Genomic DNA, 21826 nt, shown 5'->3' with positions numbered 1-21826 from the left:
ACGATATGGGCTTTCTCGCTGGCAAAAAAATTCTGATTACCGGCCTTCTTTCTAACCGCTCGATTGCCTATGGCATAGCCAAGGCATGTCACCGCGAAGGGGCTGAACTGGCCTTTACCTACGTTGGTGAGCGCTTCAAAGACCGCATTGTCGATTTCGCCAAAGAATTCAATACCGACTTGATTTTTGACTGCGATGTTGGCAGCGATGAGCAGATTTCTGCCCTGTTTAAGGATTTGGCAAAAACTTGGCCTCAGTTTGATGGCTTTGTTCACGCAATTGGCTTTGCACCGCGCGAAGCGATTGCTGGCGACTTTTTAGAAGGCCTTTCTCGTGAAGGCTTCAAAATCGCTCATGACATTTCTGCATATAGCTTCCCAGCAATGGCAAAAGAAGCTCTCCCAATGTTGCGCGATAAGTCTTCATTGCTGACCCTCACTTACTTGGGTTCAATGAAGAATGTCCCTAACTACAACACTATGGGTCTTGCTAAAGCCTCACTAGAAGCCTCGGTACGTTATATCGCCGGCTCAGTCGGACCTAAAGGTATTCGTGCTAACGGCATCTCTGCTGGCCCAATCAAAACCTTGGCTGCTGCCGGTATTAAAGGCTTTGGCAAGATTTTGGAGGCCGTTGAGCAAACTGCACCAATGCGTCGCAATGTGACTATTGATGATGTTGGCAATACAGCTGCATTCTTATTATCTGATTTGGCAAACGGTATCACCGCTGAAATCATTTATGTAGATAACGGCTTTAGCCAAGTTGTTGGTGGAATGGAAGAAGTTTGAGCGTTCCACTGCGCGAGGCCCTGATGTTTTGGGCCAAGCTAGGCTTTATTAGCTTTGGTGGACCTGCAGGACAAATCGCAGTCCTCCACCAAGAGCTTGTTGAGAAGCGTCGCTGGATTTCCGAGCGGCGCTTTTTACATGCACTGAACTATTGCATGCTTTTGCCCGGTCCTGAAGCCCAACAGTTGGTGACTTATATTGGCTGGCTCATGCACCGCACCTGGGGTGGCGTCTTAGCAGGCACCCTCTTTGTTCTCCCATCTCTCTTTATTTTGATTGGCCTATCTTGGGTCTACCTCACCTTTGGCCAAGTGCCTTGGATTGCCGCGATTTTCTTTGGCATTAAACCTGCAGTTACTGCCATCGTCCTCCACGCTGCAGTCCGTATTGGTAAGCGCACGATTCACAATCAAGCACTACGTTGGATTGCGCTCGGATCCTTTCTGGCGATCTTTATTTTTAACCTTGCTTTCCCGATTATTGTCATCGTTGCCGCCTTAATAGGTATTTGGGGTGGCAAACGTTACCCAGAATATTTCCAGCAAGTTACTTCTCACAGTAATGCGAGTGGAACTCATGCTGCTGCACTGATCGATGATCACACCCCAACTCCAGAGCATGCCAAATTCTCTAAGAGGAAATTGGTATTGCAGATTTCAACCGTTACAGCACTCTGGTTGATTCCGTTTTTTGCCTTAACACTTGCGTTTGGCTGGAAAACACTCTATCCACAAATTGCCTGGTTCTTTACTAAAGCCGCCTTCCTGACCTTTGGCGGTGCTTATGCTGTTCTGCCCTACGTCTACCAGGGTGCTGTGGATCAATTCCATTGGCTTAGCGCCGGCCAAATGATGGATGGCTTGGCCCTTGGTGAAACCACTCCGGGACCGCTCATCATGGTGGTGGCTTTTGTTGGCTACCTGGCTGGCCACATTCAGCATTTGATCGGCTACAGCAATCCATTTTGGTTTGGGGTGATTGGGGCCTGTGTGGCAACCTGGTTTACTTTTCTGCCTTCATTTTTCCTAGTGCTCGTTGGTGGCCCACTGATTGAATCCACTCATGGCAAGATCAGCTTTACTGCGCCCCTAACCGCAATCTCTGCCGCAGTAGTTGGCGTTATCGCTAACCTGGGCCTCTTCTTTGCTTATCACGTCTTTTTTCCCCATGGTCTTGGTGGCTCAATCTCTTGGATCTCAATTGCTATCACCGCGCTTGCAGGTTTAGCGCTCTTTCGGTTTCAAAAAGGTGTGATTAGCGTACTAACTGGCTCAGCGCTGGCCGGCTTACTTAGTTATTTGCTAGCGAGTTTATTGATCTAGCTCCGTCGCATTTCAGGCTGGAATTGGCATAATGGAACTTATGCGAATCGAACCTCAAACCATCACCCATCTCCAAGAATGGCTCGGCAAAACCGAAACCCTTCAAGACATCGTCACCGCAGCATCTGTCAGGGCTTTATCAGCAACACTTGATCGGCCTGACCCTGCTCCAAATGATGGAACCTTTCTTCCAGAGTTGTGGCATTGGCTTTACTTCTTGCCGTGCGCCCTTCAATCTGAAATCGGTCCTGATGGCCACCCTAAGCGTGGCGGATTTTTACCGCCCGTTCCACTGCCACGTCGAATGTGGGCAGGTAGTCGAGTTCAATGGCTAGCGCCTCTCTCAGTTGGTGATGAGATCGAACGCGTCTCCAGAATTGAATCTGTTACACACAAAGCTGGTCGCACTGGTGATCTCATTTTTGTACTAGTTAAGCATACGATCTCCAATCAAAATGGTTTGGCTTTAATTGAAGAGCATGACATCGTGTATCGCGATGCTCCCGGTCTAGACGATAAGCCGGTTGCGCCAACGCCGGCACCTACTGGAGCCACTTGGTCCAAAACAATTACCCCGGATGATGTTTTGCTATTTCGCTACTCGGCCCTGACATTTAACGGTCATCGTATTCATTACGATCGCAAATACGTTACTGAAGTAGAAGGCTACCCCGGCTTAATTGTTCATGGCCCCTTAATCGCCACCCTGTTAGTAGACCTGGTACGTCAAAGTATTCCAGGTTGCAGACTAAAGAGTTTTGAGTTCCGCGCTATACGCCCTACTTTTGATATCAACGTATTTAAGGTGAGTGCCAAGCCTGATCTAGAGAAAGATCCTTCTGGAAAAACCATTTCCATTTGGGCGGAAGATCACGAAGGCTGGCTCACCATGCAAGCCACTGCAGTTTTAGCTTAGGGCTTATTTAGTCATGACGACCCCGCACGCATCCAAGGCCTTAGCTACATTTGCTTCAGAATTAAAGATTGGCGATATTCCTGAAGAGGTGATTGCCCGCACGGAAGATTTATTAGTCGATTGGTTTGGCTCAGCAATTGCTGGCAAAGGATCGCGTCCAGTAGAAACGATTACGCAGTTTGCGCAAAACATGGGCGGCTTTAATGCTGCCAATCCTGGCTCTGCAGAAATTCTGATTAAGCGAGCCAACTCAAGCCCCTTCTTGGCCGCGCTTGCTAATGCAGCAGCATCACACGTTGCTGAGCAAGATGATGTCCACAATGGTTCTGTATTTCATCCAGCCACCGTGGTATTTCCTGCAGCATTAGCGACAGCGCAAACGATTGGCGCCTCAGGTGAAGATCTGTTGGTTGCGGCTGTTGCTGGTTATGAAGTCGGTATTCGGGTTGGTGAATTTCTAGGTCGCTCGCATTACAAGATATTTCACACGACGGGTACTGCGGGTACCTTGGCGGCGGCGGCAGCTGTGGGTCATTTACTTAAATTGAATCCTACCCAAATGTTGCACGCTTTTGGTTCTGCGGGAACGCAATCCGCTGGTCTTTGGGAATTTCTACGTGATGCCGCTGACTCCAAGCAATTACATACCGCGCACGCCGCCTCTACTGGCTTGATGTCTGCATACTTAGCGCAATCTGGTTTTACTGGTGCGGAACATATCCTAGAAGGAAAGCAAGGTTTAGCTGCCGGCATGTCGAGCGATGCAGACCCTAGCAAGTTGATTGATCGATTAGGTAGTCGCTGGACTATTGCGGAGACCAGCTTTAAATATCACGCCTCATGTCGTCATACCCACCCCGCTGCAGATGCTTTATTACAAGTCATGCTAGCGCACCAACTCCAACCCAGTGATATCGCTAAAGTAGAAACGCTGGTTCACCAAGGTGCAATCGATGTACTTGGCCCAGTTACAGAGCCCGCAACGGTGCATCAATCCAAATTCTCAATGGGGACGGTACTCGCATTGATTGCCCATTATCAATTTGCCGGTCTGCAAGAATTCGATCAACATTTTCATGATCAAGCAATTTGCGCGTTTCGAGATCGCGTCACCATGACTTTAGATCCAGAAGTGGATGGTGCCTATCCTCAACGCTGGATTGGCAAAGTCAAAGTCTATTTAAATAATGGCGAAGTATTAGAAGGTCGCATTGATGAGCCTAAGGGCGACCCTGGTAATACCCTCAGTCGCGCTGAAATTACGGATAAAGCCATGCGCCTTGCCGCATTTAGCGGTGGTGCAACGCCAAGCGAGATGAGTGTTGCCATTGAACGCTTGTGGAATATTCGTAAGCAGTCCAAGATTGGAAGATTGGTCTCGTAATTCTCAATTGCATATTTTCTTTTTTGTTTCACACTTAACAAAGCCACACATATGAATCCACTTGATACACCCATCGGCTTTAGCAGCACCTTCTTATTTGTTCCGGGCACGCGCCCAGAACGTTTTATAAAAGCTTTGGATAGTGGTGCCGATGGCGTCATCATCGATTTAGAAGATGCCGTAGCCGAGGAAGACAAAGAATCTGCCCGCGCAGCTATACGTACTGCTTGGCCTACATTTACTGCAGAACAAAAAAAGCGCCTAATCATTCGCTCAAATTCTCCTGGTAGTCGCTTTTATGCTGCTGACCTCATCTTGGTCCAAGAATTAGATGCTGCCTGCTTACTCATTCCGAAAAGTGAATCTCTCGACCAAATTAATGGTGCAGCACAAATCCTGCCAAATACAGCAATCATTCCGATGATTGAAACCGCCATCGGCCTTGATCGCCTTAATGAGATCGCAAACTCTGAACAGGTGTTGCGTCTGGCATTGGGCAATATTGATTTGCAGGCTGACTTAGGAATGGTGTGTGATGCACAAGAAACTGAATTGCAAACTGCCCGCTTTCAGATTGTGTTGGCCTCGCGCTTAGCTCAGATTGCCCCTCCAATTGATGGGGTTACTCCTTCTACAGACAATATTGAGCGCATTACTGAAGATGCAGAGCGCGCTAAACGAATGGGGTTCGGAGGCAAGCTGTGTATTCATCCAAAACAGGTTTCCTTGGTTAAGGATTCCTTTATGCCTACAGCCGCAGAGATCTCTTGGGCGCATCGCGTGATTGAAGCTGACAAGGCATCCAAAGGTGGCGCAGTCAAATTAGATGGCCGCATGATTGATCGGCCAGTAGTTTTATTAGCCCAAAGAACACTTGCACTTGCTGGTAAACCCTAAAGCCGATAGTGTTTAAAAGTGGCAAAATTAGCATGCATTACACATTAACGGAGACATAAATGAAATTAAAGAAAACCCTTTTCGCTGGTATTGCTGCGGTTGTTAGCGCCAGCACTTTATTGGGTAGCAATATTGCATCCGCCCAAAAGGATTGGCCTACAAAATCCATTCAATTAATTGTTCCATTTGCTGCTGGTGGCCCAACTGACTCTATCGCACGCTTAATTGCAGTGCCAATGGGTCAAGCTTTAGGTCAAACAGTGGTGGTTGAGAACGTTCCTGGTGCTGGTGGCACGATTGCCTCCACTAAGGTAGCTCGCGCAGCTCCCGATGGATACACAATGTACATTCACCACATGGGTATGGCTACAGCAAATGCGCTGTATGACAAACTCCCCTATGACCCAATGACTAGCTTTGATTACATCGGCCAAGTTGCTGATGTGCCAATGGTTTTGCTAGGTAAAAAAGATTTGCCTGCAAATAACTTTAAAGAGCTCGAAGCCTATATCAAGGCTAATGGCTCAAAAGTAACAATGGCTAACGCCGGTCCTGGCGCAGTATCTCAGTTGTGCGGTCTATTGTTCCAAAGCCGTATGGGCATCAAACTGACCAACATTCCATACAAAGGTACCGGCCCTGCTTTGACCGACCTCTTGGGTGGACAGGTTGACCTCTTGTGCGACCAAACTACACAAACTATTCCTTACATCAAGGATGGCCGTGTAAAAGCGTTCGGTACAACAACTATGAAACGTTTGCCAGCAATTCCAAACGTACCAACCTTGAACGAACAAGGCCTCAAAGGCTTTGAGGTGAAAGTTTGGCATGGTGTGTATGTTCCAAAAGGCGTTCCACAGCCAATCCAGGACAAAATCAATGCTGCTCTGAAGAAAGCATTGAATTCTCCTGACGTTCAAAAACGTTTGAACGATGCCAACATCGATATCGTGCCAATGGAGAAAGTATCCTCCAAGGGTCTCAAGGATCACCTTGAGAAAGAAATCAACGTCTGGGGTCCAGTCATTCGTAAAGCAAATATTCCAGATTAATTCCGGAATAGCATTAAACAAAAAAGCCAGCGATCTGCTGGCTTTTTTCTTACCTAAAATTCACTGAGTAAATTGGATGGAAATAATCAGCCCGCCCTGAAGAGGTAGCCCGACTGCATCTTCTCACGACGCTTGCGATAGATTGCATTGGGGATAGCAAACAGAGCCCATATAGCCAAGAAAGGATCCAGGAGATAGTCCCAAAGGTTTGCTGATTCGTGCCAATGCGCTGCCCAGGCAATGATCGCAAAAGAAAAAATCCAAACACCCTTAGTCCAACCAGCGAGACCGCAAACAATGGCGAAGAGGACGACAGCCACCAAGAAACCAATGGAGCCATAACCCCATGCGTAAGGATCCATCATGCCAAAGCCAAGCGCCAACGGGTAAAACGCAATAGCAATCAGTGCCAGCGGCACCTTAAATCCAAGCGGTGTCTTTTTAGCAGAGGGAAGCATCGAGCTCCACAACAAGAGCAAGGTTACGATACTGAGATCACCAGTGACGCCCCGTACATAGGCAGATAAAGGCAATTCCAGTGACATTCCTAGCGGCCAGAAAAACAAGTTGGTCAATAGTAGGGCCAAGACAATGCGTACTGCAAATGGAATCTCTTTTGAACTCAGCTTTTGCAAAAGCGCAATGAGTACTACCACGCAAGTAAGCGACATCTCCAACAAGGCAATGGGCTGTAAATATGAGGCGATCATTGCGCTTCCTTTTCTTTAAGACTACTTACGGCCTGCTTAAACCAGGCAGCCGGAAAGTAAACATGCCTAATCTTTTTTCTATCCCAGGTATAAGCAAGATGCGCGTCTTCACCATTGGCAGAAATTAAGTATGGATACGAAAACTCTCGACGCTGATCATTAGCTAAAGATTCATCATCTTCAAGCACTTGTATTACCTGCCATTGGGCAGAATTGGATTCATGCATAACCATTACCAAACGATAGCGACCTGCCTCAATATTATTGAGGACCATCAATCTCGTGCCATTAACCAAAGTCAGCGCGGCAATAGCTGAATTGGGATTTGGAATCTCGAGATCTTTTGTTGCTACCCAAGACTGCCCAGCATCCTTGGTTTCGCTAACGGGAATTTGTTTTAGTTGAGAGCTGGACCGAGTTTGACGGAAAAAAGCACTTGCATCTTGCGGTCCATCAGCAAAGACTACAGGCTGAATCGCGCCCCTACCTGAACTCATGCGTCGCTTATCAATCACCCGATTCGCATCAATTCTGAGGAACTCCCCAAAGCGGCCAATCCACTCGTGATATGCCGGCAAGCCTAGTCGCCCATCCGTAAATAACATAGCTGGCGACTTTACCAAGGTGCTGAGATTGATTAGTGGAGAGCTAATTAAGCGCTGGGGCTGACCCCAAGTTAAACCTTCATCATCTGAAATTACTGATGAAATGGAACTGCCTGCCCAACCCCCAATAGAGACAGTGACAAAAAATAACTGCATACGACCATCAGCCATTCTGGCTGGAACGGGGTTGCCTAATTTAGCAATGTAGCGGGACAAACCTTTTTCTGCGCTGACTCTATCCATTACAACAGTTGGAGCACTCCACCTGGATGCCTGTGGATCAAAGACGGCTGTATAAATAGCCACATCTAGTGCACCCTCTCGACTTCCCGCAAACCAGAAGGCCCTCACCGCACCATCCTTTAGCGTAATTAAAGAGGCCGCATGCACCGAGGGGGCTCCCGTATCGGGCAACCAATCCGTCCTCAAGCTGGGTTGCGCCTGTTTTACTGGTGCAGCATTTTTTAAATTCTTTGCAGGTTTATTACTTTCAGGCGACTCAGGAGAATCCTCGACTGGATTTGCAATATCAACTGGGTAGATACTAGCAAAAGGTGCCCATGCAGGACGACTATCAATGTGGATGTAGCCCAGTACCGAGGCAAGTAATAAGAAACAAAAGGCAATTACACGGCTCATCTACAGGCGTCCTTACCCACTACTGGCAACGTAATTGTTGCAGGTGTAGAAACTAAATATTCATTCACAAACAGGTGCTCTCCAATATGACCTTTAAGTATCGCCCGAATCTCCGCATCAGAATGACGGGCTCGCATCTCCATGCGCTTGCCCACGATCTTGCAAGAGTCACAAAGTTCAGGCTCTACGCCGATCGGGGATTGAAGTGCTACCAATGGATAAGTGCTGCTTAATAAATCGATTTGGTTAGCATCTTTGGCCAAATAGCCATGCAATGTTGCACCTGGCAATAAGAGTCGATACTCCTCATCCTTGGCGCGATAGTCGCAGGGCACCCAAACATCTTGCCCAACAACTCCCTGAATGGTGGATTGTGAGTATCGGCCCAATGCACCTTCCAGCGGAGCCAAGCTACTAGTGAGCGCACAGTAGCAAAAAAAGCAAGCTGCCAAAGCAATAGTCTTGCAGCGTTCACGGTTGAATATACCCACTAGTACCAGAGCGATTGCAAGCCCCATAAAGACCCAGTGCCCTGGGGAGTAATTCCAGATACCAGGCTGACCTAAGAAATTCGAGAGCTGCAAATTTCCGCCGACCCAAGCAAGAGCAGAAAGTAATATCAACTGCAATAGCAATGCGATTCGGAATCCCCATAAAGGCAATCGATCCCAGTACATTGCAATCAAAGCAGCAAAGACTGGCATCACAGGCAATAGATAGCGGCCAGAGCGCTGGCTTGGCAAACTAAATACGATGAAGAATGCCAATACCAAAAGTAGCAACAAGCCTTCTTCAAGCGATATAAAGCGCCGCTGCTTCCAACATTGCATCAAAGCAGAAATCAATACGAAGGTAAAAAGCCCAGCATTCGCCAAGGTGGTTAAAGCCAACATCCAAATACTGTCACCGCCACGCACTAGATCTAAAAGGTAGTTAGAGCTCCGCGCATCAAACTTGCCGGCATTCTCCCCCAAAACAAATTCTTTCCAGACTGCCTCTGGGAAGGGGTCTAGCAAAAACCAGAGTGCAAATACACCTAATGCCAGAACAGTAATTAATATCACTTTGTATAAGTCTTGCAATAAGACTTTCGGAATGCTCCACTCACGCCAGCGCCAGTAAAACAGACCCAAGGCAAATGAGCCTGGAACAATATAAGCAAACGACTTTGACAGTAAAGCCATACCAAAGCAGGCTCCCGCCAATACTGGAAATAGCAGTTTGGATTCAAAAGCAGCTTTACCCCAATACAACAATGCAAAGAATGGCAAGCTCAGCCAAAACACTTCGGGGGGATCCGTCAAAAATGGTCGGCCATAGCGATAGGTCGCAAAAAAAGAAAGCCATACCAAAGCTGCCAATACGCCAGTTTGCTTTTTGCCGCTATACCGAGCTACCGCCAGAAATAAGAACAAGGCTGTTAGGCCGGTATATAAAACACTAGGCCAACGCAGTGCCAGTAGCGTCCAGTCACTACCCCACCCAGTACTAGCAATGCCCTCCCAAAACACCAAAGGCGGCTTGGTATTTTTAATGCCATCCATTTCAGATTGAAGGGGTAGCCACGCTCCAGCATCAGCAGTCATACGGACGATATGCATATAGGGATACTCATCCCCATTCTTTGGAGCAAAGCGACTATCCAAACCATACAAGTAGGTAAATACACCTAGAAGTAGGATAAATATTGAATTTCGGTAAGTAAAAGAGCCACGCATACCGTTAGTTTATAGGTCTTAGAGCTGAAGACTAAAAACTATCAGTGGCACCCTCATTTTTGGTTCTGAGCTTATTGAAAATCAATCTAAGTAAAACCACCAATCCCATCCCCATCTGATTAAGATAGAGTCAATCAGCATCATCCTAAGAACAGCTGTATGTAAGACGGAGATAATCCCTATGCAAGTGAAGTATTTAAAACCCATTTTGGTGACTAGCGCTCTCATTGGCTTAAGTCAGTGGAGCGGACTCAGCTTCGCACAAAGCGCCGACCAACTATATAAACGTAGCCTCGCCGCAACCTGTGCCAATTGCCATGGCACGGATGGTAAAGGCGTAGTTGATGGCGGTATGCCACTGATCAACACCTTAACTAGCGAACAAATGCTGACCCAATTAAAAGCATTTAAGTCTGGCGCACGCGAAGGCACCATCATGCCGCAACTTGCTAAAGGCTATACAGACGAACAACTCACCACTATTGCCAATCAACTTGGCAAGAAACAATAAGGAGGCGCCATGGATCGTCGACATTTTATAGGTCAGAGCGCTGCAGCAGTAGGTCTACTTGCAGGACTCTCTAGCCAAACAAAAGCAGCTACTTTACAAAAAGCAGAAATTCTAGTTATCGGCGGTGGATATGGTGGCGCTACTGCTGCTAAATATTTGCGCTTGTTCTCCAATAACACTGCGCGAGTAACTTTGATTGAGCCTAACACCTCATTTATTTCCTGCCCAATGTCCAATTTGGTTATTGGTGGCTCACGCACTTTAGCTGAAATCACATCTCCGTATGACACTCTCAGCAAGCGTCATGGCATCAAGATTATTCAAGACAGCGTCAGCAGCATTGATCCAGATAAGAAAACGGTTACGCTCGCCTCAGGCAAGACTTTGCGTTACGACAAAGCGATCGTATCTCCCGGAGTTTCACTGAACTTCAAAAGCATTGAGGGCTTAGCGCAAGCCAATAAAGATGGTGTGACCCTCCAAGCTTGGAAAGCAGGTCCAGAAACAGTTGCCTTGCATAAGCAGATTGCAGCCATGCGTGAAGGTGGCACCTTTGCCATCACGATCCCAGAAGCTCCATATCGCTGCCCTCCTGGACCTTATGAGCGCGCCTGCCAGGTTGCCAACTACCTCAAGACTCACAACCCTAAAGGTAAGGTCGTCATTTTGGATGCCAATCAAGATGTGACATCCAAGGGCGCCTTATTCAAGAAGGTATGGGCTGAACAGTATGCTGGAATCATTGAGTACCGACCAAAGAGCAATGTAGTTGGTGTTGATGCGAAAACCAAAACACTTAAGCTCGAAGTTGAGGATGATGTTAAGGCTGATGTACTGAACGTTCTCCCGCAAATGTCCGCTGGTGAGATTGCCATCAAAACTGGCTTGGCTAATTCCAATGGCCGCTGGGTGAATGTCAACTTCCTGAACTTTGAGTCGACTGCACGCAAAGATATTCACGTATTGGGTGACTCTATTCAGATTGCGCCATTAATGCCGAAGTCTGGACATATGGCTAACCAACATGCCAAAGTAGCGGCTGCAGCTATCGTGGCGGAATTGAGTGGCTGGGAAGTGAATCCAGCACCAGTGCTGACCAATACTTGCTACAGCTTTGTAAATGATCGCGAAGTGGTTCACGTTGCTAGCGTTCATCAATACAACGCTGCCGAGAAAACCTTTAAGACCGTTCCAGGTTCTGGTGGCTTATCACCTGCACCATCCACCCTTGAAGGTGTTTATGCTTGGGGCTGGGCGCACAACATCTGGGCTGATAGCCTGGGTTAAGCAGTATTTGCATCAATTAAAAAAGAGGCCTCGGCCTCTTTTTTAATGCCTACATAGATTTACCCATCTCAACAATTCTCTTGCGTCGTCGCTTGCTAATCAACAAGAAGATGATCGCCACTACAGGAGCGGCAATTGCAGCAATAATTTCTGGATGGATAGCAAAGCCCGCCTCTTTACCGCCCTTAGCGACATAAGCTAATAAGCTCACAGCATAGTAAGTCAATACTAGAACCGATAGACTCTCCACAGTTTCCTGCAAGCGCAACTGCAGACGTGCGCGCTGGTCCATGCTAGCGAGCAATTTTTGCGTCTGCTCTTCATTTACAAACTCAATACGAGTTCTCAGAGTTTGTGTTGTTCTTGAGATGCGATCAGACAATTCTTTTAATCTACGCTGAGTCCAAATACAGGTACCCATAGCAGGCTGAAAACGTCGATCCATAAACTCAGAAAGAGATTGCACGCCCGGAATCGGGGACTCTGCTAGCTCGTACAAATTTTTACTTAGTAATTGGCTATAGGCTTCAGCAGCAGTAAAGCGCAAGCCGTACCCTGATATCCATTGCTCCGCTCTTGAGGCTAATTGAGAAAGTTCACCTAAAAACTGTCCATCTTTTTCAGTATGGACGCCTGGCTCAGTTTGAAGTTGAGAGATATTGTTAGATAAATCCGCCAATTCCGACTCCGCACTTCTGAGTGGCATAGAGAGACTTTTGGCCACCGGGAAGGCAATCATTGCCGCCATTCGATAAGTTTCAGCTTCAGCGATTGCACGCGCAACGCGACCAGCCTGTCGTGAACCCAAAATGTCGTGCGGAATGAAGTAAGAGATATAACCATCCTCATCCAAGCGCAAATCCGTCCATAACTGCGCTTTCTTACTTGAGAGAATATAGCTACCCAAGACAGTATTTCCACTAAAAATAGCGGACACCTCTTGAGCCTCTGCAAACAAAGGGCGATGCTCAAATGCCATATCTAACGCAGAAATTCTTTCACCGCCAGCTTCAACAATGGTTGGACAACCAAGACTGCGAAACAGATTGTCCAAACTTTTCTCTAGCGCGAGACGAGAATCAAGTAGTGGTCCAGTAATTTTTTCGGGGTTATGAACAATAGCTGCGATGGTCGCAAACTCACCATGTAACTCCCATTTAATCAGCACCCTCTCCGGCTCAGGCGCCAGAGTAAGCATCTTGAAAGAGTGATCTTGCTCACCATCATTGGGTATGCCCAATGCAGCACTGAGTTTTTGAATCCACCCAATCTGAGCCTGACGAGAATCTGCATCAAGTAAAAAAGATTGTGACAGTACCCTCTCATTTGGCCAAAGCGCAATAGGGGGTCGGGCATGCACTTCTTCATGCAACTGTTTTCGAGCAGGATGATCGTATGGTTTCATAAGAGCCGCGTATTCATTGATATTAACGAACTATACGCCCGCAACATCTTCTTGGTATTGATATGGATGGACTCCCCGATTCAAACAGTTGCGGACATAATCAATGCTGGTGCGTAAGGCGTAATAATCGCCAGCCATACTCTTGGGCACTTGGAGCTGCAGCACCTCGTACTCCAGTAAATCTAATTTTTGAAGATATTGTCTTTTCGTTTCAGGCTGAAAATTGTCTATTAGCTCTTGCTCATAGGATTTCAAGACGCCATATAACTTTGACAACTTACGACGCATTCGCTTATTGCGGTATCCAGGCAACGTTAAAAGAATTGGATAAGCAACAGCGCAAAATGGCAGCAGCACAAACACCAATCGATTGATGAGCTCCGCAAGCCAAAATGGTAAGTAAGCCATTAATAAGGGTGAGCCATTTTTCTGATAATGTAATGCCACAGGACTTTCTGGAAAGCCTGTGTTTTTAAAACTAGGAAACTCGCCACGCTCTGAGAAAAAAGAAGCCTTGCCGTTAACCTCTCGAGCCGCCTCTAGAAATAAGAACTGCAAAGCAGGATGCATTCTGTCATCAATCAGCAAATCAGTGGTGGTAGACATGAGCTTTATATCTTCAGAAGGAAAGTTCCGCTGCAAACTAAATCCACCGATAGGCACATTCAGAATCTGAAGATAAGGAAATAGGCGGGTATAAGCCTCTGCACGAGGAAATGCCGCTAAATACACATTTGAATCCGCGAGTAAGGCCTGGACATTAGCAGCCTCATAAGCATCCACAATAAATGCGCCTTCGATCTGCCCTTTTTTCAAAGCCTCTACAGCCTGCGCACCGGGCAAGTAAACAAAATTTGGGCCATCTTTGACGCCATTTGCTTTCAGAATATGGCTAGCTTGCTCATAGGTGCCGCTACCCCTCGTTCCGACAGAAATTTTGGCATCTAAAAAATGCCGAAAACGTGCGTTCATTGCTTGAAAATCATGTCCTTTTACTTCGGGCCCACGATAAAAGAACCAGATAGGGTCGTATTCAATTGCGCCTAAGGATTGGACTCCGCTCACACTATGCGAATTCGCAAGACCAGCCTGAACGAATGAGGCCTGCACTGGATCGGCGCGATCAGCTAAACGGGTGATATTTTCCTGGGCGCCTTTGGTTGGAAGTAGTTCCAGGGTGATTCCTTTTTTCTTAAAAAAGGCGGCGTACTTCTCACCCAATACTTCATAGGATCCACCAGGCGAACCCGTGGCCATCACTACATGTCTTGGGGGCGGAGGGTCTGCATACCACCACACGCCGATTAAACCCAGGAAGAGGATTGCCAATAAAGGCCAAGCTTCAGCTAAAAACTGGGTGAAATCACTCCACTTTTCTTGGACGGTCTCAAACAGTCCTAGATAAGTTTCTTTTATGTCTTGTTTGATACTTCCCATGGAAGGCCAATCAGCAAATATGTGAAAAGCTAATGATAATGTGCTTATCCTATTCCAGAAAAGACCTTCATCATGCTAACCCTCAGAAAAGCTCAAGACCGCGGCTACGCTGACCATGGATGGCTTAAAAGCTTTCATTCCTTCTCTTTTGCCGGCTATCACGACCCTCAATTTATGGGCTGGGGCAATTTAAGGGTAATCAATGAAGATCGGGTAGCTGCAGGCATGGGATTTGGCAAACATGGTCACCGCAATATGGAAATCATCAGCTATGTTCTATCTGGTGAATTAGCTCACGAAGACAGCATGGGAAATGTCAAAGGCATTCCGCCTGGGGATGTTCAGCGCATGAGTGCTGGCACTGGCGTTACCCATAGCGAGTTCAATCACGCTAAAGATCAAACCACCCATTTCCTCCAGATTTGGATTGAGCCAAACGTGATGGAAATACCTCCGAGTTACGAGCAAAAATCTATTCCACTTGCAGACAAGCAAGGCAAGCTGTGCTTGATTGCCTCGCCAGATGGATCAGGTAATGCGGTAAAAATTCATGCGGATGCCAAGGTGTACGCAGGTCTATTTAATGGATCTCAATCCCAGAAGTTAGATCTCGATCCAGGGCGTAAAGCCTATGCCCATCTCGTGAAGGGGTCGCTACAGATCAATGGCATCCCTCTGTCTGGTGGCGATGCCCTGCTAATAGAAAACGAGAGCGACCTACTCATCAGCGGCGGCAATGATGCTGAAGTCATTATCTTTGACCTGAGTCATTAAAAATTTGCTGTTTGCGTCTTACGATGATCTTCTGACTGACGAACCCATCAATTTGAATACACCCCCATGATCGAGATTTCAGAAAAGCGCCTAATTGGGCCCATTATTCGGCTTCATCCTAATGACAATATCGTAGTTGCCCGAGTAGATGTGGCAATTGGTGAATCTGTGCCAAGCGAAAATTTCACTAGTCGCAGTCAGGTTCCCGCAGGCTACAAAATTGCAGCCAAAAAAATTGCCAAAGGCGAACCCATCCTGAAATACAACGTGACTGTAGGATTTGCCAACACTGATATTGAGGCTGGCACGATGGTTCATAGTCACAATACCGAGTTTCGAGAATTCGATCGCGACTATACCTATGCCAGCGAATACAAGCCCACCACCCTTCTGCCAGAGTCTGAGCGCGCAACATTCCAAGGCTTCGTCCGTGCCAATGGAAAAGTGGGCACTCGTAATTTCATTGGTATCCTATCCACAGTCAATTGCTCTGCAACGGTCGTCAACAAAATAGCGGAATGGTTTACGCCTGAACGCTTAAAAGACTTTCCCAATATTGATGGTGTTGTCGCTTTTAGTCATGGCATTGGTTGCGGCATGGAGATGAGCGGCGAACCCATGCAACTACTTCGCAGAACGATGGCAGGCTATGCACAGCACCCCAACCTCGCTGCTGCCCTGATTATTGGCTTAGGTTGTGAGCGCAATCAACTCAAAGGATTGATGGAGCAAGAGGCTCTGCAGGAAAACTCTACCTTGCACACCTTCATCATGCAAGAGACTGGTGGCACACGCAAAACTATTGAAGCAGGAATTGAAGCGGTCAAAGCACTCCTTCCAGAAGCCAACAAGGCAAAGCGTCAGACAGTGTCCGCAAGCCATCTTTGCGTTGGCTTGCAATGCGGTGGATCAGATGGGTTCTCTTCAATCACAGCGAACCCAGCCTTAGGCGCCGCGATTGATATTTTGTCTCGCCATGGTGGCACGGGGATCCTTTCTGAAACGCCCGAGATCTATGGCGTTGAACATACACTCACCCGTCGAGCAGCGAGCAAGAGCATTGGTGAGAAATTAATCCAACGCATTCGTTGGTGGAAAGATGAGTACTCTGTCGGCCGCGATGTCCAAATCAATGGGCAAGTGAGTCCTGGGAATCAAATTGGCGGCCTAGCCAATATTTTTGAAAAGTCACTTGGCTCCTCTATGAAAGGTGGCACGGGACCTTTGATGGAAGTCTATCGCTATGCAGAGCCAGTAACAGCTAAGGGCTTTGTCTTTATGGATACGCCCGGTTTTGATCCTGTCTCCGCAACCGGTCAAATTGCTGGTGGTGCAAACCTGATTGCATTTACCACGGGGCGTGGCTCCATGTTTGGATCAAAGCCAGCACCTTGTATCAAGCTTGCAACCAATACACCGATGTACGAGCGACTTACTGAAGACATGGATATCAATTGTGGTGAGATCTTAGATGGGACTGTTTCAGTTCAAGAGATGGGGCAACGTATATTTGAACTGTTCCTCAGAACCGCTTCGGGAGAGGCCTCTAAAAGTGAATTATTGGGCTTGGGGGATTATGAGTTTGTGCCTTGGCAAATCGGGGTGATGAGTTAAACCCAGCTTCGCTTGAAGATCGCCAAAAGCGGGCAAAATGCCCGCTTTTTCTTTGCCAGAAAGAAGCTAGAAATCGCCGCTAAGGACTGTAGAATTGAGCTTATTGATTTAATCAGGAATTCATTAGGACTATGAAATTCAGGGACTACTACGAAACACTCGGTGTGGCGCGTGGCGCTACCGAAGCAGAGATTAAAGCGGCATACCGCAAGCTAGCTCGCAAATATCACCCAGATGTGAATAAAGAAGCTGGTGCTGAAGAGCAATTTAAAGCGGTCGGCGAAGCTTACTCCGTTCTCAAAGATACTGAAAAGCGTGCTGCTTACGATCGCATGGGTGCCAATTGGAAAAATGGCCAAGACTTCACTCCACCACCAAATTGGAATGAAGGGTTTGAATACTCTGATGGCAACTTTGGTGGCGGTCACGGCGGATTTGGTGGTGGCTATGAAGGTGATCAAAGCGAATTCTTTGAATCACTCTTTGGCAGAGGTCGCCATCGCCAAGGCGGTCGCGGTGGTAACCCGCGCCAAGGTATGGACTTCAAGGGTCAAGATCATCACGCCAAAATATTGATTGATCTTGCAGATGCCTACAACGGTGCAAAACGAACTATTGCCCTGCATATGCCAACGCAAGATGCCAATGGACATGTCAGCACTCAAGAGCGCAAACTCGATGTCAGCATCCCTAAAGGCATTAAGGCTGGGCAAAATTTACGCTTAGCTGGCCAAGGTGGGCCAGGCATGGGCTCTGGTGCCGCAGGCGACCTATATCTTGAGATTGATTTCCACCCAAATCCAATTTATCGCGTGGATGGCAAAGACGTTTATCTTGACCTACCACTCGCCCCATGGGAAGCTGCTCTCGGGACAACCGTTAATATCCCCACCCCTGCAGGCTCGACTTTGGAATTAAAGATTCCAGCTGGAACAGCAACGGGCCGTAAGATGCGACTCAAGGAAAAAGGAATCCCCAGCAAAGAAGCTGGTGACCTATATGTAGTGCCCAACATTGTTTTACCTAGCGCCGATACTGATGCGCAAAAAGAAGCTTATCAATCACTAGAGAAAGCTTTTGATTTCAACCCCAGAACCCACCTGAAGGGATGATGAACATGACACAAACAAAAATCACCTGGATTGAAGGTAGTCTTGTTGAAGAAGAGGTGCATATGAGCATTGTGGAGATTTCACAAGCCACACGCGCACCAGAGGATCTCATTATGTCATGGGTAACAGAAGGTGTTCTGAGTCCCACCGGCTCATCTCCAGAAGACTGGCGCTTTAGTGGAGATTCACTAAAGCGCGCAAAAACTGCTGCTCACCTAACCCATGATTTAGAACTCAATGTCCCTGGGGTTGCCTTAGCGATTGATCTTCTAGATGAAATCGCCCGTTTACGCAATCAACTGCGCCGCGAGAATTTAGGTTAAGCCTGTTGAACTCAGATTTACTTAAAAACACCAATAAGCAAGCTAAAAATATTAGCCTCTTTTCCGCCACCGCCCTAGGCATTGGCGGGATGATGGGCGCAGGCCTTTTCTCTCTTTTAGGCTTGGCGAGTTTTCATGCTGGTACTCACGTGCCACTGGCCTTTTTGATTGGCGCTATCGCAGCTTCTTTCTCGGTCTATTCTTATGCAAAACTTGGCGCCGCTTATCCAAGTAGTGGTGGCGCCGCTACCTTCACCGTCATGAGTTTTGGTCCAGGCATCATCTCAGGCAGCATTAATCTATTTCAATATATCGCTTACTTAATCGCAGCCGCACTCTATGCCGCAGGCTTTGTTGAGTACACCAATACTTTATTTGGCGGAGACCTCTCACCGATCGCTCTGAAATGCATCACCGCCGCCATTATTGTGATTTGCACCTTCCTCAACTTATTGGGCCCAAGCCTTGTCGGTAGAGCCGAAGCTTTAGCAATTGGCCTGGTTGTAATTAGCTTATTAGTATTTTCAGCAATGGGCTTTCAACAAGCTGATTTTAAAAACCTTCAGATGGGGAGTAGATCGATTGAAGGCATTGCAGTGGCAGCGGGGATTCTTTATATTAATTTCCAAGGGTTTGGTGTAGTGACAAACTCCTCATCAGCCATGAAGAGTCCACAAAAAGAGTTGCCGCTTGCGATGTTTTCAGCCCTGATACTGGTGACGATTGCCTACTTAGCAGTAAGCATGGCTGTTGTAATGCTCATGCCCTTAAACGTGATGCAAATTGATAATGGCCACGTACTAGCTGATGCAGCAAGATTGATAGCGGGAAAGCCTGGGTTTATTGTGATCAGTATTTCGGCTTTGCTGGCCTGTGCCGCAGCCGTCAATGCTACTATTTTTGCAGCATCCAATATCGCAGCTGATGTAGCAAGAAAGAAAGAAATCTCTAGCGCCCTGGGTAATACCGTGCTTAAAAATAATCTTCACGCACTGACTATCTCATCAATTGGGGTAACTGTTTTAGCATTAATTTTTCCCTTGAGTGAAGTGGGTCAAATGGCTAGCCTAGCTTTTCTATTAGTTTACGCAGTGATTACATACGGACACATTCGAGTACACAAACATACTGGAGCGAACCCAAAAATTCTGTGGTGTGCAATTGCAATCAATCTAAGCTTATTTACTGCGCTGCTAATAAATACAATTAAAACTGCACCATCAAGCGCTATCGCCCTACTCATTGCCCTTGTCGCATCTTTTGGACTTGAGGCATTTTCACGGCTCAAATCCAAGCGCCTCAAGTCACATTAAGATTCTGAGCGACTTAAGAGTAGTTCCCAGCGCTGTAGTTTGATATCGAGATCAGCGGTGATTTCAGATAGGCGAGCTTGCATGCTGGCAGCTAATTCAGGCTCATTTTTATAGAGATCAGGATTGCTCATCGCAATCCCAATATCTGCTTGTTCTGTTTCAAGAGTCTCGATTTGCAAAGGCAAGACTTCTAACTCCTGACGCTCTTTGCCATTAAGTTTTTGCACTCCACTCTTTGCAGCCACAGGCTTAGATTCAATTTTGGGCTCAATCTTTGCCTCTAGTTTTGGCTCAGCCTTAGCGCCACCATTAGCTGCGCGAATCTTGTCTGAGCGCGCCTTCTGGATCTTCCAGTCTTCGTAACCACCCTCATACTCACGCCAGAATCCATCACCCTCATTAGCAATGATGCTGGTAACCACGTTATCCAAGAAGTAACGATCATGACTAACCAAGAATACAGTGCCCTTGTAATCCTGCAGCAACTGCTCGAGCAAATCTAGAGTATCAATGTCTAAGTCGTTAGTTGGCTCATCTAAAACTAAGACGTTTGCAGGACGTGCAAATAAGCGCGCCAACAATAAGCGATTGCGCTCTCCACCAGATAAAGTGCTTACCGGTGAATTGGTACGCTCGGGTGCAAATAGGAAATCACTTAAATAACTCTTAACGTGTTTCTTATTGCCATTGATTTCAATCCACTCGCTACCTGGGCTGATGTAATCTTCGAGCGAAGCGTTGAGATCGAGGCCTTCGCGCATCTGATCAAAATAAGCCACCTCAATACGAGTACCCATTGTTGCCGTACCGGAGTCTGGCGCAATCGTTCCCAGGATTAATTTAAGTAATGTAGTCTTACCTGCGCCGTTAGGGCCAAGTAGACCAACTTTATCGCCACGCAAAATCGTTGCTGTGAAATCCTTCACAATTGGGCGATCGTAAGACTTAGAGACATTCTGAAGGTCGGCGACAATCTTGCCGCTTCGATCTCCAGCTGAAACTGCAAGCTTGACCTGCCCAACAGCATCACGTCTTTGCGAACGTGTTGTGCGAAGTGCTTCGAGACGGGCTATTCGGGCAACGCTGCGCGTACGTCTTGCCTCAACACCTTTACGAATCCAGACCTCTTCTTGAGCAAGCAATTTATCCGCTCGAGCATTAGCTAAAGACTCGGAATTCATTTCCTGATCTTTTAATACCTCATAGGCAGAGAAGTTACCTGGATAGGTGCGCAAGATACCGCGATCAAGTTCAACAATCTGCGTACAGACGTTATCCAAGAAAGCGCGATCATGGGTAATCAGAATTACAGAGCCCTTGTACTCTTTAAGCAAATCTTCCAACCAAGAAATCGAATCTAGATCCAAATGGTTGGTAGGCTCATCCAATAACAATACGTCAGGCATTTCTACTAGAGCGCGAGCTAATGCAACACGCTTCTTAGTTCCGCCCGATAAAGTATTAATCTTTACTTCAGCTTCTAAATGCAGACGATCTAAAGTTTCATGAACGCGCTGCTCCCAATTCCAGCCACTTAAGGCCTCTAACTGAGATTGGACTTCGTCTAAGCGATGGTGAGCTGCATCATCCCACTCCCCGATACTAAGAGCTTCATATTCTTCTCGTAGAGCCTTGGCATGAGCCACGCCCTTGGATACAGCATCAAATACTGTCTCCTCAGCCTCAAATATGGGCTCTTGCGGAACATAGGCAATGCGGAGGCCTTGCTGATATTGCAGCAAGCCATCATCCATTTTTTCTATACCGGCCAAAATCTTCAATAAAGAAGATTTGCCTGTGCCATTGCGGCCAATTAAGCCAACACGCTCCCCAGATTCCAATGAGAAAGCAGTATTTGCGAGGAGGTCAACGTGGCCAAAAGCCAGTTTTGCATCAGTGAGTACGATTAAAGCCATGGCGACATTATCGTCACTTCACCCAAACTGGGAATATTTCCAATAAACATGGGATTGAGAAGTAGAATTTACTAAAGCAATACCTCCTAATAAAGCGATA

Annotated in this window: 19 protein-coding genes; 13 read left to right on the top strand and 6 right to left on the bottom strand. The window is 47.0% G+C overall.

Annotated elements, in window-relative coordinates; all coding sequences use genetic code 11:
- The first annotated feature begins 5 nt into the window (after positions 1 to 5).
- Genes fabI through ICN30_RS06630 form a run of 6 tightly spaced genes read left to right on the top strand, consistent with a single transcriptional unit; the run spans position 6 to position 6362 of the window.
- Positions 6 to 791 carry an enoyl-ACP reductase FabI gene (fabI, locus tag ICN30_RS06655; RefSeq protein ID WP_216274261.1) on the top strand — a complete coding sequence of 262 codons (786 nt, stop codon included), beginning with the start codon at positions 6 to 8 and terminating at the stop codon, positions 789 to 791.
- Between the two features lie 23 nt (positions 792 to 814).
- Complete coding sequence (gene chrA / locus ICN30_RS06650) at positions 815 to 2113, top strand: chromate efflux transporter (protein WP_216274302.1); 1299 nt, start codon at positions 815 to 817, stop codon at positions 2111 to 2113.
- A gap of 31 nt (positions 2114 to 2144) precedes the next feature.
- On the top strand, positions 2145 to 3029 hold the full coding sequence (locus ICN30_RS06645) for a MaoC family dehydratase N-terminal domain-containing protein (protein ID WP_216274259.1): 885 nt from the start codon (positions 2145 to 2147) through the stop codon (positions 3027 to 3029).
- A gap of 13 nt (positions 3030 to 3042) precedes the next feature.
- Positions 3043 to 4413, top strand: a complete 1371-nt coding sequence (locus ICN30_RS06640) for an MmgE/PrpD family protein (RefSeq protein WP_216274258.1) — start codon at positions 3043 to 3045, stop codon at positions 4411 to 4413.
- A gap of 51 nt (positions 4414 to 4464) precedes the next feature.
- Entirely contained in the window at positions 4465 to 5310 is an 846-nt protein-coding gene (locus ICN30_RS06635) for a CoA ester lyase (RefSeq protein WP_216274255.1), read from the top strand.
- A 59-nt stretch (positions 5311 to 5369) separates the two neighbouring features.
- Complete coding sequence (locus ICN30_RS06630) at positions 5370 to 6362, top strand: tripartite tricarboxylate transporter substrate binding protein (RefSeq protein WP_216274254.1); 993 nt, start codon at positions 5370 to 5372, stop codon at positions 6360 to 6362.
- Positions 6363 to 6448: 86 nt separating this feature from the next.
- Here ICN30_RS06630 and ICN30_RS06625 read toward each other — a convergent pair whose 3' ends face one another.
- From ICN30_RS06625 to ICN30_RS06615, 3 genes are read right to left on the bottom strand one after another with little or no spacing between them, the layout of a single operon-like run.
- Positions 6449 to 7072 carry a hypothetical protein gene (locus tag ICN30_RS06625; RefSeq protein WP_216274252.1) on the bottom strand — a complete coding sequence of 208 codons (624 nt, stop codon included), beginning with the start codon at positions 7070 to 7072 and terminating at the stop codon, positions 6449 to 6451.
- On the bottom strand, positions 7069 to 8316 hold the full coding sequence (locus tag ICN30_RS06620; protein ID WP_216274250.1) for an exo-alpha-sialidase: 1248 nt from the start codon (positions 8314 to 8316) through the stop codon (positions 7069 to 7071). The genes ICN30_RS06625 and ICN30_RS06620 overlap by 4 nt, the downstream gene beginning before the upstream one ends.
- Positions 8313 to 10034 (bottom strand): glycosyltransferase family 39 protein, encoded by a 1722-nt coding sequence (locus tag ICN30_RS06615; protein WP_216274248.1) that lies wholly within the window; start codon positions 10032 to 10034, stop codon positions 8313 to 8315. Before ICN30_RS06615 ends, ICN30_RS06620 begins: the two co-directional genes overlap by 4 nt.
- Positions 10035 to 10215: 181 nt before the next feature.
- Between ICN30_RS06615 and ICN30_RS06610 the strand changes: the two genes are divergently transcribed.
- Together ICN30_RS06610 and ICN30_RS06605 are read left to right on the top strand one after the other, a co-directional pair.
- Positions 10216 to 10545 (top strand): c-type cytochrome, encoded by a 330-nt coding sequence (locus ICN30_RS06610; RefSeq protein WP_216274246.1) that lies wholly within the window; start codon positions 10216 to 10218, stop codon positions 10543 to 10545.
- Between the two features lie 9 nt (positions 10546 to 10554).
- A complete protein-coding gene (locus tag ICN30_RS06605; RefSeq protein WP_216274243.1) occupies positions 10555 to 11832 on the top strand; it encodes an NAD(P)/FAD-dependent oxidoreductase in 1278 nt (425 codons plus the stop codon).
- A gap of 49 nt (positions 11833 to 11881) precedes the next feature.
- Here ICN30_RS06605 and ICN30_RS06600 read toward each other — a convergent pair whose 3' ends face one another.
- On the bottom strand, positions 11882 to 13237 hold the full coding sequence (locus tag ICN30_RS06600; protein WP_216274241.1) for a DUF3422 domain-containing protein: 1356 nt from the start codon (positions 13235 to 13237) through the stop codon (positions 11882 to 11884).
- A 30-nt stretch (positions 13238 to 13267) separates the two neighbouring features.
- A complete protein-coding gene (locus tag ICN30_RS06595; RefSeq protein WP_216274239.1) occupies positions 13268 to 14674 on the bottom strand; it encodes a TAXI family TRAP transporter solute-binding subunit in 1407 nt (468 codons plus the stop codon).
- Positions 14675 to 14746: 72 nt separating this feature from the next.
- Here ICN30_RS06595 and ICN30_RS06590 point away from each other — a divergent pair, with 72 nt between their 5' ends.
- The 5 genes from ICN30_RS06590 (at position 14747) to ICN30_RS06570 (ending at position 19810) form a co-directional block, all read left to right on the top strand.
- Positions 14747 to 15448 (top strand): pirin family protein, encoded by a 702-nt coding sequence (locus tag ICN30_RS06590; RefSeq protein ID WP_216274237.1) that lies wholly within the window; start codon positions 14747 to 14749, stop codon positions 15446 to 15448.
- A gap of 66 nt (positions 15449 to 15514) precedes the next feature.
- The gene (locus ICN30_RS06585) at positions 15515 to 17062 is read left to right on the top strand and encodes a UxaA family hydrolase (RefSeq protein WP_216274235.1); all 1548 of its coding nucleotides are present in this window, start codon (positions 15515 to 15517) and stop codon (positions 17060 to 17062) included.
- A 131-nt stretch (positions 17063 to 17193) separates the two neighbouring features.
- Entirely contained in the window at positions 17194 to 18174 is a 981-nt protein-coding gene (locus tag ICN30_RS06580) for a DnaJ C-terminal domain-containing protein (RefSeq protein WP_216274233.1), read from the top strand.
- 5 nt (positions 18175 to 18179) lie between these two features.
- Positions 18180 to 18497, top strand: a complete 318-nt coding sequence (locus ICN30_RS06575; RefSeq protein WP_216274231.1) for a chaperone modulator CbpM — start codon at positions 18180 to 18182, stop codon at positions 18495 to 18497.
- A 5-nt stretch (positions 18498 to 18502) separates the two neighbouring features.
- The gene (locus tag ICN30_RS06570) at positions 18503 to 19810 is read left to right on the top strand and encodes an APC family permease (protein ID WP_216274229.1); all 1308 of its coding nucleotides are present in this window, start codon (positions 18503 to 18505) and stop codon (positions 19808 to 19810) included.
- Here ICN30_RS06570 and ICN30_RS06565 read toward each other — a convergent pair.
- Positions 19807 to 21726 (bottom strand): ATP-binding cassette domain-containing protein, encoded by a 1920-nt coding sequence (locus ICN30_RS06565; protein WP_216274228.1) that lies wholly within the window; start codon positions 21724 to 21726, stop codon positions 19807 to 19809. The two genes, ICN30_RS06570 and ICN30_RS06565, sit on opposite strands and share 4 nt — an antisense overlap.
- Between the last annotated feature and the right edge of the window lie 100 nt (positions 21727 to 21826).

It is taken from the genome of Polynucleobacter sp. 31A-FELB (assembly GCF_018882405.1).
Lineage (GTDB): Bacteria > Pseudomonadota > Gammaproteobacteria > Burkholderiales > Burkholderiaceae > Polynucleobacter.
This window is presented reverse-complemented; position numbering and strand designations above follow the sequence as displayed.

What these genes read in the sequence shown, in the direction of transcription:
- fabI (WP_216274261.1), top strand. Translation starts at nt 6, where the DNA reads ATGGGCTTTCTCGCTGGCAAAAAAATTCTGATTACCGGCCTTCTTTCT.
- chrA (WP_216274302.1), top strand. Translation starts at nt 815, where the DNA reads ATGTTTTGGGCCAAGCTAGGCTTTATTAGCTTTGGTGGACCTGCAGGA.
- ICN30_RS06645 (WP_216274259.1), top strand. Translation starts at nt 2,145, where the DNA reads ATGGAACTTATGCGAATCGAACCTCAAACCATCACCCATCTCCAAGAA.
- ICN30_RS06640 (WP_216274258.1), top strand. Translation starts at nt 3,043, where the DNA reads ATGACGACCCCGCACGCATCCAAGGCCTTAGCTACATTTGCTTCAGAA.
- ICN30_RS06635 (WP_216274255.1), top strand. Translation starts at nt 4,465, where the DNA reads ATGAATCCACTTGATACACCCATCGGCTTTAGCAGCACCTTCTTATTT.
- ICN30_RS06630 (WP_216274254.1), top strand. Translation starts at nt 5,370, where the DNA reads ATGAAATTAAAGAAAACCCTTTTCGCTGGTATTGCTGCGGTTGTTAGC.
- ICN30_RS06625 (WP_216274252.1), bottom strand. Translation starts at nt 7,072, where the DNA reads ATGATCGCCTCATATTTACAGCCCATTGCCTTGTTGGAGATGTCGCTT.
- ICN30_RS06620 (WP_216274250.1), bottom strand. Translation starts at nt 8,316, where the DNA reads ATGAGCCGTGTAATTGCCTTTTGTTTCTTATTACTTGCCTCGGTACTG.
- ICN30_RS06615 (WP_216274248.1), bottom strand. Translation starts at nt 10,034, where the DNA reads ATGCGTGGCTCTTTTACTTACCGAAATTCAATATTTATCCTACTTCTA.
- ICN30_RS06610 (WP_216274246.1), top strand. Translation starts at nt 10,216, where the DNA reads ATGCAAGTGAAGTATTTAAAACCCATTTTGGTGACTAGCGCTCTCATT.
- ICN30_RS06605 (WP_216274243.1), top strand. Translation starts at nt 10,555, where the DNA reads ATGGATCGTCGACATTTTATAGGTCAGAGCGCTGCAGCAGTAGGTCTA.
- ICN30_RS06600 (WP_216274241.1), bottom strand. Translation starts at nt 13,237, where the DNA reads ATGAAACCATACGATCATCCTGCTCGAAAACAGTTGCATGAAGAAGTG.
- ICN30_RS06595 (WP_216274239.1), bottom strand. Translation starts at nt 14,674, where the DNA reads ATGGGAAGTATCAAACAAGACATAAAAGAAACTTATCTAGGACTGTTT.
- ICN30_RS06590 (WP_216274237.1), top strand. Translation starts at nt 14,747, where the DNA reads ATGCTAACCCTCAGAAAAGCTCAAGACCGCGGCTACGCTGACCATGGA.
- ICN30_RS06585 (WP_216274235.1), top strand. Translation starts at nt 15,515, where the DNA reads ATGATCGAGATTTCAGAAAAGCGCCTAATTGGGCCCATTATTCGGCTT.
- ICN30_RS06580 (WP_216274233.1), top strand. Translation starts at nt 17,194, where the DNA reads ATGAAATTCAGGGACTACTACGAAACACTCGGTGTGGCGCGTGGCGCT.
- ICN30_RS06575 (WP_216274231.1), top strand. Translation starts at nt 18,180, where the DNA reads ATGACACAAACAAAAATCACCTGGATTGAAGGTAGTCTTGTTGAAGAA.
- ICN30_RS06565 (WP_216274228.1), bottom strand. Translation starts at nt 21,726, where the DNA reads ATGGCTTTAATCGTACTCACTGATGCAAAACTGGCTTTTGGCCACGTT.